At 64.0% G+C, this 23,272-nt stretch carries 25 protein-coding genes and 2 tRNA genes; 20 read left to right on the top strand and 7 right to left on the bottom strand.

Annotation, left to right across the window (positions count from 1 at the left end; genetic code table 11):
• Positions 1-94: 94 nt before the first annotated feature.
• Positions 95-1,333: a GNAT family N-acetyltransferase gene (locus AC5Y6X_RS11655; protein WP_499986600.1), complete on the bottom strand. Its 1,239-nt coding sequence runs from the start codon at positions 1,331-1,333 to the stop codon at positions 95-97.
• A 197-nt stretch (positions 1,334-1,530) separates the two neighbouring features.
• Here AC5Y6X_RS11655 and AC5Y6X_RS11660 point away from each other — a divergent pair, with 197 nt between their 5' ends.
• Positions 1,531-2,433, top strand: coding sequence for a DMT family transporter (locus AC5Y6X_RS11660; RefSeq protein WP_499986601.1), 903 nt, complete (start codon positions 1,531-1,533; stop codon positions 2,431-2,433).
• Positions 2,434-2,577: 144 nt separating this feature from the next.
• Complete coding sequence (locus AC5Y6X_RS11665) at positions 2,578-3,774, top strand: L,D-transpeptidase (protein WP_324676054.1); 1,197 nt, start codon at positions 2,578-2,580, stop codon at positions 3,772-3,774.
• A gap of 104 nt (positions 3,775-3,878) precedes the next feature.
• On the opposite strand, the gene AC5Y6X_RS11670 is transcribed toward AC5Y6X_RS11665, so the two are convergent.
• Positions 3,879-3,974, bottom strand: a tRNA-OTHER gene (locus tag AC5Y6X_RS11670).
• Between the two features lie 93 nt (positions 3,975-4,067).
• Here AC5Y6X_RS11670 and AC5Y6X_RS11675 point away from each other — a divergent pair.
• The 14 genes from AC5Y6X_RS11675 (at position 4,068) to AC5Y6X_RS11740 (ending at position 13,954) form a co-directional block, all read left to right on the top strand.
• Positions 4,068-5,225 (top strand): site-specific integrase, encoded by a 1,158-nt coding sequence (locus AC5Y6X_RS11675; protein ID WP_499986602.1) that lies wholly within the window; start codon positions 4,068-4,070, stop codon positions 5,223-5,225.
• Positions 5,226-5,352: 127 nt separating this feature from the next.
• On the top strand, positions 5,353-5,553 hold the full coding sequence (locus AC5Y6X_RS11680) for an excisionase family DNA-binding protein (RefSeq protein ID WP_499986603.1): 201 nt from the start codon (positions 5,353-5,355) through the stop codon (positions 5,551-5,553).
• A 221-nt stretch (positions 5,554-5,774) separates the two neighbouring features.
• Positions 5,775-6,326 (top strand): hypothetical protein, encoded by a 552-nt coding sequence (locus tag AC5Y6X_RS11685; protein ID WP_499986604.1) that lies wholly within the window; start codon positions 5,775-5,777, stop codon positions 6,324-6,326.
• Positions 6,323-6,613 (top strand): hypothetical protein, encoded by a 291-nt coding sequence (locus tag AC5Y6X_RS11690; protein WP_499986605.1) that lies wholly within the window; start codon positions 6,323-6,325, stop codon positions 6,611-6,613. Before AC5Y6X_RS11685 ends, AC5Y6X_RS11690 begins: the two co-directional genes overlap by 4 nt.
• Before the next feature lie 95 nt (positions 6,614-6,708).
• On the top strand, positions 6,709-6,969 hold the full coding sequence (locus AC5Y6X_RS11695; RefSeq protein WP_499986606.1) for a hypothetical protein: 261 nt from the start codon (positions 6,709-6,711) through the stop codon (positions 6,967-6,969).
• Complete coding sequence (locus AC5Y6X_RS11700; RefSeq protein WP_499986608.1) at positions 6,969-7,154, top strand: hypothetical protein; 186 nt, start codon at positions 6,969-6,971, stop codon at positions 7,152-7,154. The genes AC5Y6X_RS11695 and AC5Y6X_RS11700 overlap by 1 nt, the downstream gene beginning before the upstream one ends.
• A 340-nt stretch (positions 7,155-7,494) precedes the next feature.
• Positions 7,495-7,725 (top strand): HNH endonuclease, encoded by a 231-nt coding sequence (locus AC5Y6X_RS11705; protein ID WP_499986609.1) that lies wholly within the window; start codon positions 7,495-7,497, stop codon positions 7,723-7,725.
• 338 nt (positions 7,726-8,063) lie between these two features.
• Positions 8,064-9,524: a terminase large subunit domain-containing protein gene (locus AC5Y6X_RS11710; protein ID WP_499986610.1), complete on the top strand. Its 1,461-nt coding sequence runs from the start codon at positions 8,064-8,066 to the stop codon at positions 9,522-9,524.
• 18 nt (positions 9,525-9,542) lie between these two features.
• Positions 9,543-10,937: a phage portal protein gene (locus tag AC5Y6X_RS11715; RefSeq protein ID WP_499986611.1), complete on the top strand. Its 1,395-nt coding sequence runs from the start codon at positions 9,543-9,545 to the stop codon at positions 10,935-10,937.
• On the top strand, positions 10,930-11,421 hold the full coding sequence (locus AC5Y6X_RS11720; RefSeq protein ID WP_499986612.1) for a hypothetical protein: 492 nt from the start codon (positions 10,930-10,932) through the stop codon (positions 11,419-11,421). Before AC5Y6X_RS11715 ends, AC5Y6X_RS11720 begins: the two co-directional genes overlap by 8 nt.
• Position 11,422: 1 nt before the next feature.
• A complete protein-coding gene (locus AC5Y6X_RS11725) occupies positions 11,423-11,767 on the top strand; it encodes a hypothetical protein (protein ID WP_499986613.1) in 345 nt (114 codons plus the stop codon).
• Between the two features lie 72 nt (positions 11,768-11,839).
• Entirely contained in the window at positions 11,840-12,682 is an 843-nt protein-coding gene (locus AC5Y6X_RS11730) for a phage major capsid protein (protein WP_499986614.1), read from the top strand.
• A 26-nt stretch (positions 12,683-12,708) separates the two neighbouring features.
• A complete protein-coding gene (locus AC5Y6X_RS11735) occupies positions 12,709-13,014 on the top strand; it encodes a hypothetical protein (protein ID WP_499986615.1) in 306 nt (101 codons plus the stop codon).
• Between the two features lie 640 nt (positions 13,015-13,654).
• The gene (locus tag AC5Y6X_RS11740) at positions 13,655-13,954 is read left to right on the top strand and encodes a hypothetical protein (protein WP_499986616.1); all 300 of its coding nucleotides are present in this window, start codon (positions 13,655-13,657) and stop codon (positions 13,952-13,954) included.
• Positions 13,955-14,368: 414 nt separating this feature from the next.
• On the opposite strand, the gene AC5Y6X_RS11745 is transcribed toward AC5Y6X_RS11740, so the two are convergent.
• Positions 14,369-14,444: transfer RNA gene (locus AC5Y6X_RS11745), tRNA-His, on the bottom strand.
• 49 nt (positions 14,445-14,493) lie between these two features.
• Entirely contained in the window at positions 14,494-15,144 is a 651-nt protein-coding gene (gene orn, locus AC5Y6X_RS11750) for an oligoribonuclease (RefSeq protein ID WP_324676052.1), read from the bottom strand.
• A gap of 98 nt (positions 15,145-15,242) precedes the next feature.
• Between orn and AC5Y6X_RS11755 the strand changes: the two genes are divergently transcribed.
• Positions 15,243-16,802 (top strand): helicase HerA-like domain-containing protein, encoded by a 1,560-nt coding sequence (locus AC5Y6X_RS11755; RefSeq protein WP_499986618.1) that lies wholly within the window; start codon positions 15,243-15,245, stop codon positions 16,800-16,802.
• 3 nt (positions 16,803-16,805) lie between these two features.
• Here AC5Y6X_RS11755 and cmrA read toward each other — a convergent pair whose 3' ends face one another.
• Positions 16,806-17,612 (bottom strand): mycolate reductase, encoded by an 807-nt coding sequence (cmrA, locus tag AC5Y6X_RS11760; RefSeq protein WP_499986619.1) that lies wholly within the window; start codon positions 17,610-17,612, stop codon positions 16,806-16,808.
• A 94-nt stretch (positions 17,613-17,706) separates the two neighbouring features.
• Here cmrA and AC5Y6X_RS11765 point away from each other — a divergent pair, with 94 nt between their 5' ends.
• Entirely contained in the window at positions 17,707-19,047 is a 1,341-nt protein-coding gene (locus AC5Y6X_RS11765) for an MFS transporter (protein ID WP_499986620.1), read from the top strand.
• 108 nt (positions 19,048-19,155) lie between these two features.
• Here AC5Y6X_RS11765 and AC5Y6X_RS11770 read toward each other — a convergent pair whose 3' ends face one another.
• Positions 19,156-19,929: an MmpS family transport accessory protein gene (locus tag AC5Y6X_RS11770; protein ID WP_499986621.1), complete on the bottom strand. Its 774-nt coding sequence runs from the start codon at positions 19,927-19,929 to the stop codon at positions 19,156-19,158.
• A gap of 35 nt (positions 19,930-19,964) precedes the next feature.
• Positions 19,965-20,621, bottom strand: coding sequence for an SACE_7040 family transcriptional regulator (locus AC5Y6X_RS11775; RefSeq protein ID WP_499986622.1), 657 nt, complete (start codon positions 20,619-20,621; stop codon positions 19,965-19,967).
• Positions 20,622-20,823: 202 nt separating this feature from the next.
• On the opposite strand from AC5Y6X_RS11775, the gene AC5Y6X_RS11780 reads away from it, so the two are divergent.
• Together AC5Y6X_RS11780 and AC5Y6X_RS11785 are read left to right on the top strand one after the other, a co-directional pair.
• Positions 20,824-22,392, top strand: coding sequence for an AMP-binding protein (locus AC5Y6X_RS11780; RefSeq protein ID WP_499987033.1), 1,569 nt, complete (start codon positions 20,824-20,826; stop codon positions 22,390-22,392).
• A gap of 104 nt (positions 22,393-22,496) precedes the next feature.
• Positions 22,497-23,243 (top strand): CoA transferase subunit A, encoded by a 747-nt coding sequence (locus tag AC5Y6X_RS11785; protein ID WP_499986623.1) that lies wholly within the window; start codon positions 22,497-22,499, stop codon positions 23,241-23,243.
• Positions 23,244-23,272 lie beyond the last annotated feature (29 nt).

A 23,272-nucleotide genomic window follows, 5' to 3' on the forward strand; every position in this document is an offset into this window, starting at 1 on the left:
CCCGACTCCATCCAGAGTAGCTGCTGAGCCGCGCGCGGTCGTATCGCGACGGTCGGCGACGCCCGGAAAGGTGTGGGGCACATACAGAGCGACGTCAGAACAGCGTCCCGCAGTACGGGGCCCGGTCGGTGCGGAAGGCGGTATCCAGCTCGCGCACCGCACCCGGCCGCAGCTCGGCGACGCGGTTCGCCCGGAGCAGCTGGGAGGCCGAATGCGCGCCCATGAAGATCGTCGCCAGGTCGCCCAGGCCGAGCCTCACGTCCGCCGGCCCGTCGTGCGGCGCACACTTCCCCGCACCATCGCGAGCCTGCAGCAGGAATCGTCCTCCGGCGAGGTCGAGCGGATCGGAGACTTCCAGTACCACCTCGGCATCGGCAAAGTACTCGCGGGCACCGAGCGCCTCGGGCACGTCGTTGATGCGTACCCACAGAAAATCGTTCACGCCGGTGGTGTGAGCGGCACGCTGGTCGCGAAGTTTGAGCGGAAGCGGATCGTCGACGGGCACATCGATCTCGACGTCGTCGAACATCTCCAAAACCAACAACGTCTGCAGCAGTTCGGTATGGGCTTCGTCTGTGATGGGGCAGAAGTCTTGCACGACGACGGTGCCCAACGGCGGCCGAAACCCGTGTTGCGTCTCGGTGATGATTCGATACGTCAGGAAGCCGTCCGGATGAACCGTGCAATTCAGCGTCGATGCGTTGCCCCGCTGCGTCGACCTGTCCTCCAAATGGTCGATCCACCACGCGCCGTCCCGCTCCACGGCTCCATTCGTTGCGGCACACCACCGTTCGTACATTTCCGGCAGCTGCCGTCGCGCCTCGGACGCGTTGACCTCGCGCGCGCGATGTTCGCTCGGTGTCTCGCGCAGCTTCGCCGATCGGCGGTCGATGGAGTAGCTGCGGGTGTAGCTCGCCACCCCGGCGCCGAAGTTGTCGTACATCGCCGTTTGGGTCGGAACGCCGCAGATGATCGGATAGCCGCGCTCCAGGAGTTTGCCCAGCCCCTCCGCGCTGAGCCGGCCCCATATTCCCTTGTCCTGGTGCGTCGACGCGACGGCGATCATCGTCAGCCAGGCCGCCCGCAGGCGGGCGCCACCCGGCACGGTGAGTTGCGTGCGGTAGATGATGGACGTCCCGACCAGGAATGGCCGACGGGGATCGGAGTGATCCTCGGCGATCAGAATGTCCTCGAGCTTGACCCGGCGTTTCCACGCTTCAATGTCTCTCGCCCCCACGGGATCTCCGAAAGCGCGAGCCTGGTTCTCGTAGACCGCCTCCCAGTCGTCTTCGGTTGGATGTCTGATCCTGATGGCGTCTTCCGACATGTTCATCGCTCATCCAATCCGCTTCTCACCCAGCCCGTTCGGTGCGATACCCGAGTGATGGGGAGCCGAAACCTGGCCCCGGTTCGCGCCGGGACGGGTCAGTCGTCCACTTTGCGGGTATAGCGGTACGCGATGCTGCAAGGAATCACTCGGCTTGCCATCGCCGCGCCGCGCATCATCGCGCTCGAGGGGGAGTTTTCCTGATGTCCGGAACGGGGCTCGCCGCCCTGCTGGCGCTGGGGTCGGCGCTGTGCATCGCGGCCGGCGACGTGCTTCAGCAACGCGCGGCTCACTGCATCACCGACCGGTCGGTCGGCAACATCGAATTGCTGGCCGGGCTGCTCCGCAACCGACGGTGGTGGTGGGGCGCGGTGCTGCTGGTGGCAAGCGTCGCGCTGCAGGCGGCCGCGCTCGGTCGGGGTTCGGTGCTGCTGGTGCAGGCGCTGCTGATGCTTTCGCTGCTGTTTGCGCTGCCGATCAATGCCAGGCTGTACCACCGCACGGTGAGCGGCGGTGAGTGGACGTGGGCCGGCTTGCTCACCGCCGCGGTGATCGTGATCGTCGTCGTCGGCAATCCGCAGGCCGGCCGCGCCGGCGCAGCGCTGCAGACCTGGGCGGTCGTGGCGGCGGTCCTCGGGCCGCTGCTGGCCGCGTGCGTCGTGGCCGGCCGAATCCGGGGTGGTTCCGTCGCCGCGGTGCTGTTCGCCTTCGTGTCGGGCTCGCTGTGGGGCGTCTTCGCGGCGCTGACCAAGGAGGTCGTGGCTCGCCTCGGCGATGGCGGATGGGTGGCCGCCAGGACCCCCGAGCTCTATGCCGCGCTGCTGGCCGCGGCGGGGGGTGTGGTGTGGAGCCAGTCGGCGTTTAGGGCCGGGCCCTTGACCGCGTCGATGCCGACCCTGCAGATGTCGCAGCCGGTGGTGGCGGCGGTGCTGGGCGTCGTCGTCCTCGGCGAGACGCTGAACACCGGTGGCGCCGGGATCGTCGCCCTGGTGGCCGCGGCGCTGGTGATGGGGGCGGCCATCGTCAAACTCGCCAGGGTCGAGGCCGTCGCGACCCGGGACAGGGTCGCCTCGAAGCGGCGAAGGCGCGTCCGCCAACCGGCATAGTCGCCGTATTTGTCGCAATTGCGACACCGAATGGCATTGAGCCGTCCATGTCGGCGTGGGCGGTCGCCGGAAGCCATTAGAATGCTTGCACTGTTTCCGGTCAGCGGTGACCAAACCAAGCCGATCAATTCGAAAGGCCGCTCGATGACGCCTTTGCGTAGACACCGATCATGGCTGCTCGTGGCCATGATCGTGTTTGCTATGGTCGGCGTCGGCTGCGGCAGCCACCCGGCCGCCGCGCCTGCGAAGGTCATCTTCGACAAGGGAACGCCGTTTGCCGACCTGCTGGTCCCCAAGCTCACCTCTTCGGTGAGCGACGGTGCCGTCGGGGTCACCGTGGATGCGCCGGTGACGGTCAGCGTTGCCGACGGGGTGCTGGCGTCGGTCACCATGGTCAACGAGAACGGCAAGTCGATCAGCGGGCAGCTCAGCCCCGACGGCCTGCGCTGGTCGACCACCGAACAGCTCGGCTACAACAGGCGCTACACGCTGAACGTGAAGGCGCTCGGGCTCGGTGGTGCGGCAAACCGGCAGATGAGCTTCGCGACCAGTTCCCCCGCCCACCTGACCATGCCCTACGTCTACCCCGCCGACGGCGAGGTGGTTGGCGTCGGCCAGCCGGTGGCGATCCGGTTCGACGAGAACATCGCGGACCGCGCCGCGGCGCAGAAGGCCGTCAAAATCACCACCAACCCGCCCGTCGAGGGCGCGTTCTACTGGCTGAACAACCGCGAAGTGCGTTGGCGCCCAGAGCATTTCTGGAAGCCGGGGACCACGGTTGACGTGGCGGTGAACACCTACGGCGTCGACCTGGGAGACGGTATGTTCGGCGAGGACAACGTCAAGACGCACTTCACCATCGGCGATGAGGTCATTTCGACCGCCGACGACACCACCAAGACGGTGACCGTGCGGGTCAACGGCGAAGTCGTCAGGACCATGCCGACGTCGATGGGCAAGGACAGCACCCCGACCGCCAACGGCGTGTACATCATCGGCGGGCGGTTCAGGCACATCATCATGGATTCGTCGACCTACGGCGTTCCGGTCAACTCGCCCAACGGATATCGCACCGAGGTCGACTGGGCCACGCAGATGTCCTACAGCGGTGTCTTTGTGCACTCCGCGCCGTGGTCGGTCGGCGCCCAGGGCCACACCAACACAAGTCACGGCTGCCTGAACGTCAGTCCCAGCAACGCCGAGTGGTTCTACGACCACAGCAAGAGCGGGGACATCGTCGAGGTGGTCCACACCGTGGGCCCGACGCTGCCGGGCACCGAGGGGCTGGGCGACTGGAACGTGCCCTGGCCGGTGTGGAAGGCCGGCAACGCCAACACGTGAGCCTTGCCGCCGCTGAGCGGTTCGCGAAACTGCATTCCGCGACACAACGGCCGAGAAGGACCGTCGTTAGTTGCAGTCTGGCGCACGGGCTAACGCCCTGACTTTGGGGTGGCTGACGGGACTCGAACCCGCGACACCCAGGATCACAACCTGACCGCCAAATGCACGTGTCTATGCAGGTGAGGATATGTTTACAGCCAGCAAACTTTTAACCCCGGAGTGGACAAAAGTGCCAGTAAACAGGCATGACGCGACACCGTTAGGGTGCGCTAAGGGTGCAGTAGAGTGCGGGCATGGCGACACGCAACAAACCCGCCCGGCGGCGGCGGGCATGGGGCAAGCTCCGCACACTCCGCAGCGGGCACATACAGGCGAGCTACGTCATGGCAGACGGACGCAGGTACTACGCCCCGTATACCTTCACAACCAAAATGGACGCCGAAGGCTGGCTGTCTGGTGAGCGCAAGCTGATCGGACTAGGGGAGTGGACACCACCCGAGGACCGGGAAGCGGCCAAGGCGGCTCGCACGGTCACGCTCCGCGAGTACGCCGAAAAGTGGCTAGCCGAGAAGCAGGCCACCAGGGCGCACACGGCGAAGACACACCAGCTAAACCGGGAATTGCTCGACGGTCGGATTCTGCCGACGTTGGGCGATGAGATGATGCGCGCTGTAACCCCGGCTGATATCCGGGCCTGGTGGGTGGCGCTGTGCTCCGAGAAGAAAACTCCCACGCGCAACACGCACGCTTACCAATTGCTCAAGACGATCTTCAACGCGGCTCACGAAGACAAGTTGGTCACCGAGAACCCCTGTCAGGTCAAGTCAGCCGGTAAGCCCCCTAAGCCGCGTGATGTGCAAGCGTTAACACCCGCTGAGCTTGTGAAGGTGGCGGAGCCTGTGCCCGAGCGTTACCGGGTAGCCGTGCCCGTGGCTGCATGGTGTGGGTTGCGGTTGGGGGAGCTAATCGAATTGCGTCGCAAGGACATTCACGCCACGGCCGACCGGGTGACTATCAAAGTTCGTAGGCAAGCAACAGAAGTTGACGGCAAGCTGGTAATCGGCCCACCGAAGACCGATGCCGGCATCCGCGACGTTGTGGTGCCGCCCCATGTCGCGGACATGCTGCGGGCGCACATGAAGGCGCACACCGGGCACGGGCCGGAATCGTTCGTTTTCACCACCACGCGCGGGTTGCGATTGTCCAAGACGGCGTTCACCAAGCAGGTTAAGAAGGGGTTCGCCAGCGTGGGCAAGCCCGACATGCGGGTCCACGATTTAAGGCACGTCGGGGCGACCCTTGCCGCCCAGGCTGGCGCGACGCAAAAAGAGCTTATGGCGCGGATCGGGCACGCTACCCCGGCGATGGCTATGCGGTATCAGATCGCGGCGGCCGATCGGGATGCGGTGATTGCGGCCCGCATGTCAAGGTTGGCACAGAACGGCGGCTAAATCCCCCACGTGGGGCGCGTGGCGTTTATCACGCCACAGACATAAACGCGCTGGTCGAACGCATGTTCGGTTACGGGTAGCCGCACACTGCCAGGAAAAGTCGCCATTTGGTGATTTCATGACGTCCATGAACGGACAAGAAAAGCCATTACCGGCCAGGGTGACTATTCAGCGGGCGGCAGAATACCTGGACGTAACCGACAAGACGATTCGGCGCCGTATCGCGGACGGCACGTTAAAGGCTTATCGGGTAGGTCCGCGATTGATTCGTGTGGACCGGGATTCGCTGCTAGCGCTGGCTAGGCCAATGGCGGCGGCGACGGGCTAAGAAATCTGAGAGACGCCTGGATTGTGGAGCAGGAATTAGCGACGGCTCGCGGGTAACGCAAGCGCTTGCCGTCACTAGCCGTTAACGGCAATAAATTCTGTAAGAAGGTTTTTGTGAGCTACGTCACCATTCGACTATTTAATACGGAGATTCGGCATGCCGTGTGATAGGTTTTCCTTAGAGGGTTGTCGCCTTCGTGACGTTACCAAGCGTTGTGAAGAATGAAGCCGCGCTATAAGCGCCGAGCCGTCACCAACGCTCCCGGCCACGAAATCAACGAAGCTGGCGCGGCTTTCTACTACGGTCATGCGATTGACCCCATTGGGGGCGTGCGACCGCGCATCGAGTTCGGCCCGAGCGTTGACATGCAACGGCTAATCGTAGAGCCCGCAAACGGTGAACTCGCCAATCAGGTTTATCTCGAAGAACTCATACTTGGCGAATTTAAGCGCATCGAAAAGCATGAGTGGAAATATCTGCAAGTGCGTCACCTTGACGGCAATACGCAAAATAACCACATAGACAATCTGGAAGAATTTTACGATCCGGAATATGTGGCAAGGGAAGCGGCAAAGGCGCTGCGACCAGACTTCTTGCCGCCCAAGCGCATGCAAGCGCCGGGGAAACAGGTCTATGTTTACAGCCCCGCCAGGCACGGGGCGCCACGCGATCTGCGCGCAGCGCTCCCCATAGAAGCGCTTCCCCGCTGGGCCGAATTAAGCCAAATCGGATGGCTCCGACAACCAGAACAACACAAGAAAGAAGCATCATGAAACTGCTTAATGGCGGCGACAGCCCACACGTCCAGTCAATTGCGCATGTCGTACTTGTCGCAGAGAACCGCGAACATGTCGGGCTGCGGTTTTTTGACGAGAACATGGAGCCGATGACGTTCGTGCTAGACCTTGAAGCGGCCGAGCACTTGGCCTTGTCTCTGCGCTTCCATACAGACTACGCGGCCGGCGTCATTAACGCGGTTCCGGACCTGTCGCAAGAGCGGATCGCCGCGTTTAATGAGCAGCGCCGCGAGCGCATGCTGCGCGAACATGCGACCGCTTAACAACTAAAGGTGTGAGCAAAGAAAAATGGCGCTCGTCGAGGTAGGTAAGGCCGTCTTGAGGCAGCGAGCGGACGATTTAGGGGGGAACTAAACCAATGAACGCAACTATTATCAAGGCGGGCGACGTACGACCAGGCGACACCATCTACGCCGGTGGTGAAAGCCGTATCTGCGTCGACAAGATTGCGCGCGGCACACTCGGCGAAGTGCAGGCCGCGCTCGGCCGCAAAGTCCACAACATAGACGACGGCCCCGAAGAATGGCATTACTTCGCCAGCGCGCCGGTTGACGGCAAGATCGCACACCTGGTTGTGCGCGGCGACACGCCTGTAGCGCGCCTGGAAGCGGTGAACTGATGATTATTGACCTCTCGGCCGAACACGCACCGATCACAGTTAAACGGCGCCCGCAAGGCGGAGTGATAATCAAGCAGGGCACGTCGCTTATCCGCATGAGCGATGCGGAGATTGTCGAGTTTGTCCGCGTCGTGGCGCCAGCAATGACACCCGCTAAAGCAATCCAGCGCTATCGGATGGCCTAATGGCAGCGACCAGGGTCAAATCTAGTCGCGGCGGGGCATTCGTTATCGGCCGTCTACCGGACGGCTCGGTGAATGTGAGCCACAGAAACTCTACGATCAACTTCGCCACAAAGGCGGACGTTGCCAGTGTATTTGAACAGCTTTACGCCGCGCTGTACGACGGCGGCGACCCCGAACGCGTGTGATCCGGTCATTCTGCATCGGTTGCGGCGACTATGTGCCCAAGGGTGTATCGCGTTGCCCTGACTGCAAACCGCGATACTCGACGCCAGTACGCGAGCGCGGATCAATCCGCACAAACCCAACATGGTGGAAGCGGCTAAGCGCACGTGTCCGCACAATGCAACCGTTCTGCCTCTACTGCGGAGCCCGTGACAACCTACAGGCACACCACATAGTGCCCGTCGCAGTCAAACCCGAATGGGAACGACGAATAGAGAACCTGACCACAGCATGCGCCACGTGCAACAAGCGCATCGGAAAGAACTACCGCGACGCCGACTACAAAGCTGTAGAGGCAGCTATTCAGCTAGCGGACAAGACACGTCGCGGCCGCAGAGCATGCGGCTAGACAGGTCAACAGTCGCTTAGCGAATAGCCGCAGGTCAAACGAGTGCAGCCGACGCCTAACCGCGTTTGCTAGCGCAACGGCTAAGCGGCTAAGGCAGCGGCTAAGCGGGGCTAAGAAACCGCAGGTCGCGCCACGTTTCGGACAGCGACCCGGGGGACCAGCCCCCACGCGCCGACCGTCCTCACGAACGGCTCAGCACAGAGCGCCGCTGAGAGCGCGCCCAAAACCGCAGGTCACGGCGCGACGCCGCAGGTCAAACGATTGAGGCTTATTCGCAAAACCGCATGTCGCTAACGCATTTTGGCGGATAGATAACTGAATACCGGGGAGAATTTGAATTGGCTAGACAACTCAGCCAGCTTGACGATTCCCCGTTACCGTGGCGCCCGCGCGTTACCGGGTCTGCTGCTTTCGTGTTGTTTTGTGAACGCTATATACGGGTGCCGAGGGGAACCGGCGCCCGTAAGCCGCTCCGGCTGCGCGATTGGCAGCGCGAATTGGTGGGCTCCGTGCTGGACGCGGAGGTTCAGCCGCGCATTGCCGGGTGGTGCTTACCGCGCGGCCAGGGCAAGAGCACGCTAATAGCGGCGCTGGGCCTGTACGTGTTTCTAACCGGCGCTGAGGGCACGTCGGTAATCGTCGCCGCAGTCGATGAGCGCCAGGCCGGAATCGTGTTCGGTATCGCGTCGCGGATGGTTGGGCTTCACCCGGACCTAGAAAGCCGGGTGATGGTTTACAAGGACCGCTTGGAGATACCTAGCCGGGGCGCGTCGTTTCAGTGCTTACCGGCTTCGCCAGCGTCGCTAGAGGGCTTGGATTACGACCTGGCGATTGTTGACGAGATTGGCCGGGTGCTGATCGAGACGTGGGAAGTTATCGCGCTGGCTCAGGGTAAGCGGGAGCGTTCGACGCTTATTGGTATCGGCACTCCGGGGCCTAACGAGGATTCGGTTTTAGCGCGGTTGCGGGCTTATTCGGTTGAGCATCCCGAGGACACTTCGCAGGTTTACGTAGAGCACAGCGCGGCCGGGTTTGAGGACCACGCGCCCGACTGCGGGCACTGCTGGGAGCTTGCAAACCCGGCTCTCCATGATTTTCTCCATGCCGACGCGCTGCGGGCGTTGCTGCCGCCGAAGTCAACGGAAGCGCATTTTCGTCGGGCGCGGTTGTGTCAGTTTGTCGGGTCGAACGAAGCGCCGTTCTTGACGGCCGAGACGTGGAACAGCCTTGAAAAGCGAGGCGGTATCGCGGACGGGGCGGAAGTGGTGATTGCGCTGGACGGCAGCCTTAAGGACGACAGCACGGCCCTTGTGGTCGGTACGGTCGATAAGGCGCCGCACTTTGACAAACTCGCGGTGTGGGCTAATCCCGGCAATGACGATTGGCGGGTGCCGGTGCTTGAGGTTGAGCAGACGATTAGGGATGCGTGCAAGCGCTGGAAGGTCCGAGAAATTGCGTTTGACCCGTACCTATGGACGCGCTCAGCACAAATATTGCAAGCCGAAAAGTTGCCAATGGTTGAGTTCCGGCAGTCGGCGCAGCGACAGACAGCGGCCACTAATGACTTGCACAGCGGGGCTGTGAATGGGCAATTCACCCATTCGGGCGATGAGGATTTGCGCCGGCACGTGCTTAACGCGACCGTGCTTGAGACCGATAAGGGTATCCGGATTGCGAAAGTGTCGCGGTCTCGGAGCGCGGGCAAGATAGACCTATGCACAGCCTTAATGATGTGTCATTCGCGGGCTACCTGGCTTGCGGCCCAACCTAAAAAGCGTACGCGCTACGGCGCAGCATAAGAAAGTTCAAAACTGAATATGGACCTAAGCATCTTAGTCGATCTGTTGGAAGCGCTGGAAGCGCCACAATGGAGATATGCGGAGCTTGAGCAGTATTACCACGGACACCAGCCGCTAGCTTTCTTGTCGCCGGAGTCGCTTGCCGCGCTGGGTCAGCGGTTCGGCCGGATGGCGACAAATCTCCCGAGGTTGGCTATCGGTTGTCTGGCGGAGCGGTTGCGTGTTACCGGATTCTCTAACCCGGACGTGTGGCCGCTATGGCTGGCGAATGACTTGGATCAGATGAGCGACGCCGCGCACCGCGACGCGCTGCTTTTTGGCACGTCTTACGCGATTGTGTGGGCAGATGAGCGCGGCAATCCGCAAGTGTCGCTAGAGTCGCCCAAGCAAGTGACCGTGTTGGCCGATCCGGGCTCGCGCGAGATTGTTGCCGGATTGAAGCGGTGGACCACTAAAACCACGACCGAAGCGGCGCTCTATCTGCCCGATGAGGTTATCCGACTCAGCGCGGATAGCTTGGGCGCGGTAGCGACCGAATTTAACGTGGTCGAGCAGATGGATAACCCGCTTGGCGTGGTTCCTGTGGTGCAGCTTCGCAACGCGGAGCGCATCCCTGTTGGGGCGCCTTACTACTATCCGGAGCGTTTGCTTGATTGGGGATGGTCTGAGATACACGACCTTATCCCGCTGGTCGACGGCATTAACAAGTTGCTTGCGGACATGTTGGTGAGCGCTGAATATACGGCTAGGCCGCGTCGGTGGGCTACCGGAATCGAATTGGTCGAAACACCGCGCGTCGATGACGCCGGTAATCTGGTACTGGACGACAGCGGCGACCCGGTTATGGACGTTGTTTCGCCGATCCCTGACGGCCCACGAACAATGTTCTCGGAGCAGGCAGAAGCGAAGTTCGGTCAGCTTGACGGCGCATCTCTTACCGGCTACGAGAACGCCGTTAACGTGCTGCTCGGTCAGATTATGGCTGTGGCTGCGCTACCGGCGCATATGGTCGGTATTTTCACTGATAACCCGGCTAGCGCGGATGCTTTGCGGGCTAGCGAAGCTAGCTTGACCGCGCGTGCGGAATCTCGGCAAAAGATGTTCGGCCGGGCGTGGGAACAGGTCGGGCGGCTAATGGTCGCGGTACAAGACGGCACAGACCCTAGCGGCGTGAATGTTCGCACTGAATGGTGCGACCCGGCCACGTCTTCAGCGGCCCAAGAAGCCGACGCGGTAACAAAGCTGGTCCAATCCGGCGTTATTAGCCGTTTGGGCGCCTTGCGACGCTTGGGCTATACCGAGGATCAGATTCGGCAGGAATTAGCCGACATATCAGCGGAAAAGAATGCCGCATTCGACCCAATAACACGACATTATCACGAGAGCGTTGCAGGAGTGATGGACGATGGATGATTCAGTGCAGCCCGACGCGGCCACAAACGCCACCATTTCAACCGATACAGACGAAACCCCGGCATCCGATACGGCTACCGCAGAAACGGCGCCCGATGCGCCAGAAGCGCAGCCAGGCGCAAATAGCGACGAATCCGCAGATAACGCGGACACATTTGACCGTGCCTACGTGGAAAGGCTACGAAAAGAATCGGCCGGATACCGCGACAGGGCTAAAACGGCAGAGGCTCACGCCGACGCGGTGAGCAGGCGCCTACACACGGCGTTAGTTGCCGCTACAGGCCGCCTAGCCGACCCGGCCGACCTGCCCTATGCCGCTGACCATTTAGACGACGCTGACGCGCTTACGGCCGCGATTGATTCGCTGCTAGAAGCCAAACCGCACTTCAAGAGCAGGGTGCCACGCGGCGAGGTCGGGCAGGGCCTTAAAGACAGCGCCCCGGCCGAGGTTGACCTGCTGGGCCGCCTTCGCGGACTGATCTAGTGTGGAGTCGATAACGGTTAATCGCGGCGCGACTAACAACCGCGCTCTGCGCGAAAAAGTTTCCACTCACACCATTGAAGGGTTCTTTGCGTGGGGTGAGTCGGGTAAGTCTACTGGCCGCTATTCGGCTAACACTACCGGCCAAGAATCCGCGACGTTCACCGCGCAACTGTACGTGCAACGTGGCACTGATTTGCAGGCCCGAGACCGCATAGTCCGCGCAAACGGCGAAGGGTACGCGGTGGTGGGTCACGCTCTATGGTCCGAAGATTTTCCTTTGGGCGACGGATACGACGATGATCTAGATGATTTTGTCGTGTTTCAGGTGGTCTCCACTAACGGCTAGACGCCAACCAATCCCATTCCTGGTGAATGGCCTTAGACAACTATACGAATAATTGAATAGGCACAACTTAATATGACTATTGCAACACCAGCGTCTAATACGGCGCTTATCCAGTCGGAAGTTCAGCAACTTTTGGTGCAGCCGCTACAGCAAGCGAGCACTTTCCTTGCGGCCGGGCCGATCATTATTGACAGCAATTCGCCGGTTCGCATTCCGCGCATCAGTTCGGCTAGCTCTCCGGCATTCGTTTCCGCCGGTAGCCTAATCTCAGACGGCGCTGTCGCATTTGACGAGATTGACGCGCTGCCGTCCAGCCTTGAAAGCATTAAGGTATGGCTGCCGATCTCTAACGAGCTTGTGCGAGGTTCTGCGGTTAACGGACTGTCGAGCATTTTGCAAACCCGACTCGTTACCGACGTGGCGAACACCCTGGACACCGCCCTTTACACGGGCGCCGGTACGTCCAACACCATTAAGGGTTTGACTGCCGTGTCTGGTGTTCAGACTGGCACGCTGGACACGACCGACCTTAACTCGATCCTTGAAGGTCTGGCGCTGGCTTACGCGGCAAATGCGCAGCCTAACCGCATTTTCCTTAACGCAACCGACTGGATCGCGCTTCGCAAGATTCAGCGCGGCACTGGTGACAAGGCTTACGTGTTGGACCCTGACGCGCACGCGGCGTTTAACTTCAGCCTGTTTGGTGTGCCTGTCACGGTGACCAACAAGCTGGCATCCGGCACCGCGATTATCGCTGACATGCGGTACGTGGTTGTGGTTCGGGATTCCGCGCCTAGCGTGTTTATCGCGGATCAGACTCTCGCCAACTATGACAGCATCGCTATTCGGGTGACTGCCCGGTTTGATTTGGCTGTGACGCAGCCGGACGCCGTTGTTGTTCTGACCGCCGCGTAATCGTGGCCGCGTATACCGCTGCTGACGTGGCCGCATTCCTGGGTAACTCCGGGGATGCGGCCACCGAGGCTTACGCGACAACGGCGCTCGCGGTGATTACCTCTATGGCGCAGTCTTACACGCGCGGCGAAGGGTTTACCAATGGGACGCCGGCCGACGATATAGCCGCTGCCGTTTTCACGGCCACGGTGCGTTTCATGGCGAATAAGACGCAGCTTGAGCACAGCAAGGCTAAAGGACCGTTTTCTGTCGATTACCGGGGCGGCTTTAGCGGCTGGTCGGTCGCCGAGACTAAAGTTTTGGATCGCTACCGCGTAAACGCGGTTGGATAAGGCTTCCGCTAGAAAGTCTAGCGGAATTTGTGAAGCAAATCTCGCGCAAGTCCTTCACAAAAAATGGAACTACCCGGTGATCAATTGACCGGGCGGTGGCTGTGGCGGGTGCGGTTTCTCCTTGCGCTGCGCACGGCCCCAATGGTGCCGGGGTGGACCAGTTGCTACCCCGGCGCCCTGTCCGCTCTCCGCAAATAGTTGGAAGGATTTACGGCGCGTGAAGGTCATAAACGGCATACCGACCCCGGCATGGATTGAAGACCTTTCCCGCGCTAAGCCGCCCTGGCAACGCCTACCACATTTCGCCACCTTAGGTTTCGGCGGCGCCGATGACACGAATAAGCGAACGTCGGTCCTTGGGCTTCGCCGTCACTGTTCAATCTGCGGGTACGCGATACGCGGGCCGGTATTCCAAATTGTCCAGCAGTCGCCTAGCTCCCATTCTCACAATTTGTGGCCGGGCGCCGTTTTGGCCGGTGGTCACGTCGGACCAATGCACAAAACGTGCGCTATATATGCCGCCCTCGCGTGCCCGTTTCTACACCATCCAACACGGCCGGGACGACACGGCCACAAAACGCGGGGAGACTCACAGATCGTAGGTTTCCACCAATACGGCAAACCGCTTTACTCCGAGAACATGGCGGCCTACTACAAGGACAAACTGAGCACTGGCCTCATAAAGCAACTCCCGAGGTTTGGCTATTGGGACATAGCAGAACAAACACCCTTTGACAACCGTAAAGACGTTTTACCGCTATGCGAGCAGGCAGCGGCAGCCGAGGTTATCGACACCGCTACCCGGCTTCACTTTGAGGCGGGGAGCCGCCGACTGGACGAGCTTGCGCGCGTCGATGACATGGTTACGCCACAACGGACGGTCTGGATCGGTGGGGAGCCGTACCGTCTGCCGTATGGCGCCGCGTTGTGGCCGTCCTAGTTGCAGCGGCAGCGTGGCGCTGAGGCCGACCAGTCCGCGCACCGGTCCATGTGGGCGAGCATTTCGCGCGAGCCCGCAAGCCGGGTACCGCACGTGCAGACCCACGGCTCCGGGCGATGCTCCACAATCAGCCCGCGAAACGTTTCGACGCGATCCCCGCAGAACGGGCAACGGGTGTCGCCGTGGTCGTCAACGGTCAGGCCGGAACCGTAACAGTAGGCGAGGGAGGGCATGTCCGATCCTTTCGTGGTCAAGCCCTGCCCGAATGTGTGGCGTGTTGTAGAGACTAGGTGGTATTCGTTTGCGCCGCAACGGAAACGGCCCCGCAGTCGTAGCCCACACTAAAGGGTGCGCTAAGGGTGCAGCGGGGTTCAGAAAGAAAAAGACCAGAGGGCGAAAATACCCTCTGACCTGTGGGGTGGCTGACGGGACTCGAACCCGCGACACCCAGGATCACAACCTGGTGCTCTACCAGCTGAACTACAGCCACCATCGCCGCGAGCCGGCCCGATTCGGGCCGATGAGCGGCGACGTCGATACTAGCGGGTCGGTGGCTCGGCGGCCGAATCGATTTCCTCCGGTGGGCCCCCTGCGACACCCCCGAGATCGGCGACCACCGCCTCGATTTCGCTGGTAGAAGGTCCCGGTTGGGGCACGAATGCGGTCCGCCGGTAGAACTTCAATTCGCGGATGGATTCGTGGATATCGGCCAGCGCCCGGTGCGCGAGCCCTTTGACCGGCTGACCGTAGTAGATGCGCGGGTACCAGCGCCGGCAGAGTTCCTTGATCGAGCTGACGTCGATCATCCGGTAGTGCAGAAACGTGTCCAGCTTGGGCATGTCGCGGGCGATGAACGAACGATCGGTGGCGATCGAGTTGCCCGCCAGCGGCGCCGTCTTGGGCTGCTTGACGTGCTTGCTGACGTAGTCCATCACCATCGCCTCGGCGGTCGCCAGGTCGACGGTAGATGCCCTCACTTCGTCGATCAGGCCCGAGCGCGAGTGCATTTCGGCGACCACGTCGATCATCGACGACAGCGCGGCGTCGTCGGCGTGGATCACCACGTCCACGCCGTCGCCGAGGATGTTCAGATCGGCATCGGTGACCAGCGCCGCGATCTCGATCAGCTTGTCCGAACCCAGGTCGAGCCCGGTCATCTCGCAGTCGATCCACACCAATTCGTCCCGCACAGCGCTCAGCGTAGGCGCACGTCGGGCCCTGCACCCGCATCCCCCTGGCAAGTAGGGTGAGCGTTGCCAAGAAGTACGGGGGAGAGGGGCGCGCCACGATGAGCACCGAATCAGCGGCCGGCGGGGCTGCCCAGCGGATCGCCAGCGGCTACGCCGTGCAGGGCCAGGCACTGGAATTGGGCACCGTCGTCGTCGACGGGCAGGCTGACCCGACCGCGCAGATCCGCATCCCGCTGGCCACCATCAACCGGCACGGCCTGGTCGCCGGGGCAACCGGAACCGGCAAGACCAAGACGCTGCAACTGATCGCCGAACAGCTCAGCGGCCAGGGGGTGCCCGTGCTGATGGCCGACGTGAAGGGCGACCTGTCCGGGCTGTCCAGGCCGGGGGTGGCCGACGACAAGACCGCCGCCCGCGCCAAGGACACCGGCGACGATTGGGAGCCGACGGCATTCCCGGTGGAGTTCTTGTCGCTGGGCACCAACGGAATAGGCGTGCCGGTGCGCGCGACCGTCGACAGCTTCGGCCCCGTCTTGTTGTCAAAAGTGTTGGGGCTCAACGCCACTCAAGAGTCGACGCTGGGGCTGATCTTCCATTGGGCCAAGGACCAAAACCGGGAGCTGGTCACCACGAACGATCTACGCGGTGTCATCAGCCACCTGACCAGCGACGAGGGCAAGGAGGCCCTGAAATCCCTGGGCGGCGTGTCGGCGACGACGGCGGGCGTGATCCTGCGGGCGCTGGTGAACCTCGACGCCGAGGGCGGGGACACGTTCTTCGGCAAGCCCAACCTCGACCCGAACGATCTGCTGCGCGAAGACCAGGGCAAGGGCATCATCTCGCTGCTGGAGTTCACCGGTCAGTCGGTGCGTCCGGTCATCTTCTCCACCTTCCTGATGTGGCTGCTCGCCGACCTGTACGCGAAACTGCCCGAGGTCGGCGACGTGGACAAGCCCAAGTTGGTCTTCTTCTTCGACGAGGCCCACCTGCTGTTCGCCGACGCGTCCAAGGCGTTCCTCGAGCAGGTCGAGCAGACCGTCAAGCTGATCCGATCCAAGGGCGTCGGTGTGTTCTTCTGCACCCAGCTGCCCACGGACATCCCCAACGACGTGCTCTCCCAGCTGGGCGCGCGGATCCAGCACGCGCTGCGCGCGTTCACGCCCGACGACCAGAAGGCGCTGTCCAAGACCGTGCGCACGTATCCGAAAACCGATGTGTACGAGCTGGAGTCGGCGCTGACGTCGCTGGGCATCGGGGAGGCCGTCGTCACGGTGCTATCCGAGAAGGGCGCGCCGACGCCGGTAGCGTGGACCCGCATGCGGGTGCCCCGGTCGCTGATGGCCTCGATCGGCACCGACGACATTACGAAGGCGGCGAAAAACAGCAAGCTGTATCAGACGTACGGTCAGACCGCCACGCAGGAGTCAGCGCCGGTGCCGAGCCCGAAGGCCGGAGAAGCCCAACGCCCGCAAGCCCAGTCCGATTACCCGCCGGTCCCGGCGAACGAGCCACCGCCGCCCATGCCGGAACCGGCGGAGCCCAAGGGGCCCAGCCTGTTAGAAAGGCTGTGGCACGATCCGGACGTGCAAGGCGCCGTGCACATGGGGATTCGCGAGATCATCAAAGCCAAGTTCGGCACCGGACGTCGCCGGAAATAACGACTACCCGCCGCCGAGCTTCTTGTAGAAGCTGCCCACGATGGGCGCGACGATCGCTCGGGGGGCGTACCCGCTGGCCACCGACATCGCCTTCGACGTCAGGCCCGGGACGACGCGCATCTTGTTGCGCGCCAACGCATCCAGCGACAGACGGGCGGTGTGCTCGGTGGAGATCCACAGAAAGTCGGGCACCAGCCTGTCGACCAGCGTGGCTTCGGCGTCGTCGGGAAGGTCGGTGCGCACCGGGCCGGGCGCCAGCAGCGTGACGTGCACCCCCGAACCCCGCAGCTCGCCGCGCAGCGATTCGCTGAAGGTGTTCACGAACGCCTTGGTGGCTGCGTAGGTGGCGTTGTAGGGGATCGGCGAATTGCCCGCCGCCGAGCCGGAGATCAAGATGCCGCCGGCCCCGCGCTCGATCATGCCGGGCAGCACCGCCAACGTAAGATCATGCACCCCAAGGACATTGAGCTGCACTTGAGCCTTCTCGCCGGCCGGGTCGAGCTCCGCGAGCGGGCCGAATGTCGCGGTGCCCGCGTTGGCGCACAGGATCGAGATCGGGCGGGCGGCCAGCTCGTCGCACAATTTCGCCCGCTCGGCCGGGTCGGCGAGGTCGGCCGGTCGCACCTCCACGGTGACGCGATACTTGTCGGCCAGGCGAGCGGCCAGGTCGGTCAGGATGTCCTCGCGTCGCGCGGTGACGATCAGGCTGTGCCCGCGCGCGGCGAGCTCGGTGGCCAACGCCTCGCCGATGTTTTGCGAAGCTCCGGTGACAACGGCGCGCGCGTCGGGGCTGGGCGCGGGTATCGGCATGCGCCAATCGTAGACACGCAGCGATCGCAAGCGCGGCGCAGCCGGGCGAGGCGGGTCGCTGCGCATCAGATGCCCAACACATAGAGTGCCGGGCATGAGTCGGCCGGATTCGGGTCCGGGCACGGTTGCCCCGTCTCGGGTGGTGGCGTGGGCGTTGTGGGACACCGGATCCACCGGCCTGAACGCGATCGTGGCGACGTTCGTGTTCTCCGTCTACCTGACCAGCAGCGTGGGGGTGGGGCTGCCCGGGCCGACCACGCCGGCGAGCTGGCTGGGCCGCGCGGGGGCCGTCGCCGGGTTGACCGTCGCGCTGCTGGCGCCCGTCGTCGGCGTGTGGGTGGAATCCCCGCATCGCAGGCGCGTGGTGCTGAGCGTGTTGACCGGGCTGGCGGTGGCGCTGACCTGTTCGATGTTCTTCATCCGCGACCGCCCCGCCTACCTGTGGGCGGGACTGGTGCTGCTGGGGGCGACGGCGGCGTGCGGTGACCTGGCCAGCGTCCCGTACAACGCGATGCTGCGGCAGCTCTCGACGCCGGCGACGGCGGGCCGGATCTCCGGGTTCGGCTGGGCGGCAGGCTATCTCGGCAGTGTCCTGCTGCTGTTGGTGATCTACACCGGCTTCATCTCCGGGTCCGGCTCCGGCCCGGGCGCGGTGCGCGGGCTGCTGCGGGTCCCCGTCGCCGACGGGCTCTACGTCCGCGAGGCGATGCTGGCCGCAGCGGCGTGGCTGGCGGTGTTGGCGCTGCCGTTGCTGGTGGTCGCACAGCGGCTGCCCGACACGACCGAGGCGCACCGGCCCATCAGCATGCTGGGCGGCTACCGCAAGCTGTGGCGGGAGGTGTCCGCGGAGTGGCGGCGCGACCGCAACCTGGTCTACTTCCTCGGGGCCAGCGCGCTCTTCCGCGACGGGCTGGCGGCGATTTTCGCCTTCGGCGCCGTGCTGGGCGTCAGCGTCTACGGCATCTCGCAGGCCAACGTGCTGATCTTCGGGGTGGTGGCCAGTGTGGTGGCCGCGGTGGGCGCCGTGCTGGGCGGGTTCGTTGACCACCGCATCGGGTCCAAACCGGTGATCGTGGGGTCGCTGGTGGCGATCGTCGCGATGGCGCTCACCCTGATGGTGCTGTCCGGCCCGGTGGCGTTCTGGGTGTGCGGGCTGCTGCTGTGCATGTTCATCGGGCCGTCGCAGTCGTCGGCGCGCGCCCTGCTGCTCCAGATGGCGCACCACGGCAGGGAGGGGGTGGCGTTCGGCCTCTACACGATGACGGGACGGGCGGTCGCCTTCCTGGCGCCGTGGCTGTTCTCGGTCTTCGTCGACGCCTTCGGCGCCGTCCGCGCCGGGCTGGGTGGCATCTCGCTGGTGCTGATCGCCGGGCTGCTGGGGATGCTGATGGTCCGCGTCCCGCCGCGCCACCGCGCCGCCTTGGAGCCCTCCTAGTAGCGCCCCGCGTCGAGCGTGGGGCACATGCACACAGGACGACGGCTTTTCGTCCATATGCCACACGTTCGGCGAGCCGAACCCTGCCGACGAATTAGCGACTCAGCACTAGTGCCCGGCGTCGCAGATCGTGATGCCCGCCCCGACGCGTTGGCGCACCTGGACGCCGTCGACCGTGAGCGTGCAGGTGACGTTGTGCCCGATGTTGATGATCGTGACGCTGGCCGGGTGGGCGGCCGACTTCGACAGGCTGACCTGCTTGCTCCACGGCAGCGCCACATTGAACTCGGTCTGTATGACGTCGCCGGTGTCCCAGTAGGTGATGCTGATCGCACGCCCGTCGCCGCTGACGTCGTAGACGACGCTCTGCATCGCGGCGGGCCCGGTGGTCTCGGTCGGCATGGTCGAGACGGTGGGCGGCGGCAGCGGATAGTGCGAACGCGGCGACGTTCGCGTGGTCGGGGTGGTGGTCTCCGGGCTCGATCCGGGCATGGCGGGCAATGGCGGCACGGCGGTCTGGTTTTTCACCGCGCCGTTGGCAAGCACCAGCGCGATCACCAGCGCCACGACCAGCAGCACCGCCACGCCGGCGCCGATCAACAACCAGCGCGGCGTTTTCGGGCCTTGCGGCGGCGGGGGAGCCAGGATCTCGGTGGGTGTCTCACCCGGCGGGATTTGGCCCTGCTGCCAGTACGCAGGCAGCTGATCGGTCGGGTTCTGCGTCCATTGCGGGCTGTACCCGCCGCCGTAGGTGGGCGCATAGGGTGCTTGCCCGGCATAGGCGGGATCGACGGGCGGTGAACTTTGCGGGCCCTGCGGCGCGGCCGGTCCGGACCCCGCAAGAGGGGGACTGAACCACTCCGGCCGACGTGGATCGTTCATGTCCACCTCATGGCTTGCAGGGTACCCGGCGGCGGCTACTGACTCCGGTCACTGGCCAGCAATGCGGCGACCGTCATCGCCCGCATCACCGCGCGGGATCGCTCCGGCCCCGCCGGCTTGCCGCGCGAGTCGTCGCCCGCCTTCATGCTGTACGGCGTCGAGTTCAACAGGCCGAACACCGCGTGGGCGGTCAGCCGGGCGTCGGCTTCGGCCCGTTCGGGGTTCAGCTCGCGCAGCACGCCCACCCAGATCTCGACGTACTGGCGCTGGGCCTTGCGCACCTGCTTCTCGGCGGTCTCGGGCAGGTGGGCCAGGTCGCGGTCCTGAATGCGGATCAGGTCCGGTTCGCCCAGCACGAAGTCGAGGTGAAAATCGATGAGGCCGTCCAGCGCCTCGGCGGCGTCGGCGCTGCGGGCCTTGACCTCCTGCGCGCCGGCGAGCAGTCGGGCGCTGATCCCGACCAGCAACTCCACCAGCAGCGATTCCTTGTTGGGGAAGTGCCGGTAGATGGCCGGGCCGCTGACGCCGGCGGCCGCGCCGATGTCCTCCAGCCGCACCGCGAGGAAACCGCGTTCGGCGAACAGCCGTTCGGCGGCCGACAGCAGTTGCAGGCGCCGGTCGGACTTCAACTGGCTGCGGCGATTTCGGGCGTCGGGCCGGTCGACCCGGCCCCCCGGGGCGGACGCAGTCACGACGGCCTCCGTCCATGATCAGTCGGTTAATCGTCACTAACATAGCATGGGTTATTGGTGATTAACTCGAATTGCGGTGCGGTGGTGGGCGATCCCGGCGGCGGTCTACGTTGGTAGCGAACAACCCGGAGGAACGGTGGCAGCCGCAGGAGCCGATGACCTTTCATACGACCGCGGTCCGAGCGAGCCGCCGCTGCTCGAGATGACCATCGGCGCCAACCTCGCCGCCAGTGCGGCCAGGCATCCGCGCGCCGACGCGCTCGTCGACGTCGCGGCGGGGCGACGGTGGAGTTACGCCGAATTGCTGGCGTCGGCGCGCCGATTGGCGACGGGCCTGGTGCGGGCGGGGATCGGTGCGGGCGACCGGGTCGGCATCTGGGCGCCGAACCGCTGGGAGTGGGTGCTCGTCCAGTACGCGACCGCCGAGATCGGCGCGATCCTGGTGACCATCAACCCCGCCTACCGGACGCACGAATTGGAGTATGCGCTAAGGCAATCCGGGGTCGCGATGGTGATCGCCGCCTCGAGTTTCAAGACCACCGACTACGCGGCGATACTGGCCGAGGTGGCGCCGCGCTGCCCCGCCCTGCGGGATGTGGTGCTGCTGAACAGTGATCGCTGGGAGGAGCTCGCCGGCGCCGAGGCCGACCTCGATGCGCTGGCCGGAATCGCGTCGATGCTGGATCACCGCGACCCGATCAACATCCAATACACCTCGGGCACAACGGGATACCCGAAGGGTGCTACGCTGAGTCACCGCAACATCCTCAACAACGGCTACCTGGTGGGCGAGCTGCTGGACTACACCGCGCGGGATCGGATCTGCATCCCGGTGCCGTTCTATCACTGTTTCGGCATGGTGATGGGCAACCTGGCGGCCACGAGTCATGGTGCGTGCATGGTGATTCCGGCGGCCGGGTTCGATCCGGCCGCCACCTTGCGGGCCGTGCAGGCCGAGCGGTGCACCAGCCTATACGGCGTGCCCACGATGTTCATCGCGGAGCTGGGCCTGCCGGAATTCGCCGACTACGACCTGAGCAGCCTGCGCACCGGGATCATGGCGGGCGCGCCCTGCCCGGTCGAGGTGATGCGCAAGGTGATCGAGCGCATGCACATGCCGGGCGTCTCGATCTGCTACGGCATGACGGAAACGAGCCCGGTCTCCACGCAGACGCGCACCGACGATTCGCTGGATCGGCGGGTCGGCACCCTCGGCCGGGTGGGCCCGCACCTGGAGGTCAAGGTGGTGGATCCGGTCACTGGCGAGACCGTGCCCCGCGACGTCGCCGGCGAGTTCTGCACCCGCGGTTATTCGGTGATGGCCGGCTACTGGAACGAGCAGGCACGGATCGCCGAGGTCATCGATGCCGACGGCTGGATGCACACCGGAGACCTGGCCGTGATGGACGCCTGCGGATACGTGCGGATCACCGGCCGGATCAAGGACATCGTCGTGCGCGGCGGCGAGAACATCTCCCCGCACGAGATCGAGGAGTTCCTGCACACCCACCCCGACATCGTCGACGGCCACGTCATCGGGGTGCCCGACGACAAGTACGGCGAGGAGCTCATGGCCGTGGTCATGCTGCGCGACGGCGCGCCGGAGCTGAGCATCGAGGGCCTGCGGGAGTTCTGCGCGGACCGAATCGCCAGGTTCAAGATCCCGCGGTACCTATGGATCGTCGACGAGTTCCCGATGACCGTCACCGGCAAGGTGCGCAAAACCGAGCTGCGCGAGCGCGCCGTCGAGCACCTCCGCGGCCTCGACTGAGCGCCCGGTGCCTCCCTGGACGCGACGGCGAAGGTAATGGTATTCTCGTCCAGTTAATGAAAATTAACTGAAATCCCGCTACCGCAAGAGGAGGCCCTGCGGCTATGGACAAAGTGGTGGCGACCGCCGCGGAGGCGGTGGCGGACATCGCCGACGGGTCATCGCTGGCGGTTGGGGGATTCGGGGTGTGCGGCATCCCCGACGCGCTGATCGCCGCGCTGGTCGACAGCGGTGTCACCGACCTGGTGACGGTGTCGAACAATTGCGGCATCGACGGCGTCGGGCTGGGAGTGCTGTTGCAGCACAAGCGGATTCGCCGAACCACCGCGTCCTACGTGGGCGAGAACAAGGAGTTCGCCCGCCAATTCCTGTCCGGGGAGCTCGAAGTGGAGCTCAACCCGCAGGGCACCCTGGCCGAGCGGCTGCGCGCCGGCGGCATGGGGATACCGGCGTTCTACACGCCGGCCGGCGTCGGCACCCAGGTCGCCGACGGCGGGTTGCCCTGGCGCTACGACGCGTCGGGCGAGGTGGCCGTCGTGTCGCCGGCCAAGGAAACCCGCGAGTTCGACGGCACCACCTACGTTCTCGAGCGGGCGATTCGCACCGACTTCGCGCTGGTGCACGCGTGGAAGGGCGATCGGCACGGCAACCTGGTCTACCGCGAGGCGGCGGCCAACTTCAACGCCGACTGCGCGGCGGCCGGAGCGATCACGATCGCTCAGGTCGAGCACCTCGTCGAGCCCGGCGAGATCGACCCCGCCACGGTGCACACCCCGGGTGTGTTCGTGCAGCGGGTGGTGCACGTGCCCAATCCGACCAAACTGGTCGAGAAGGAGACGGTGCGGCCATGAGTGCGCCGACGACGATGCAGAGCGCAGCG

The sequence above is a fragment of the Mycobacterium sp. NGS26 genome (genome assembly GCF_059813025.1).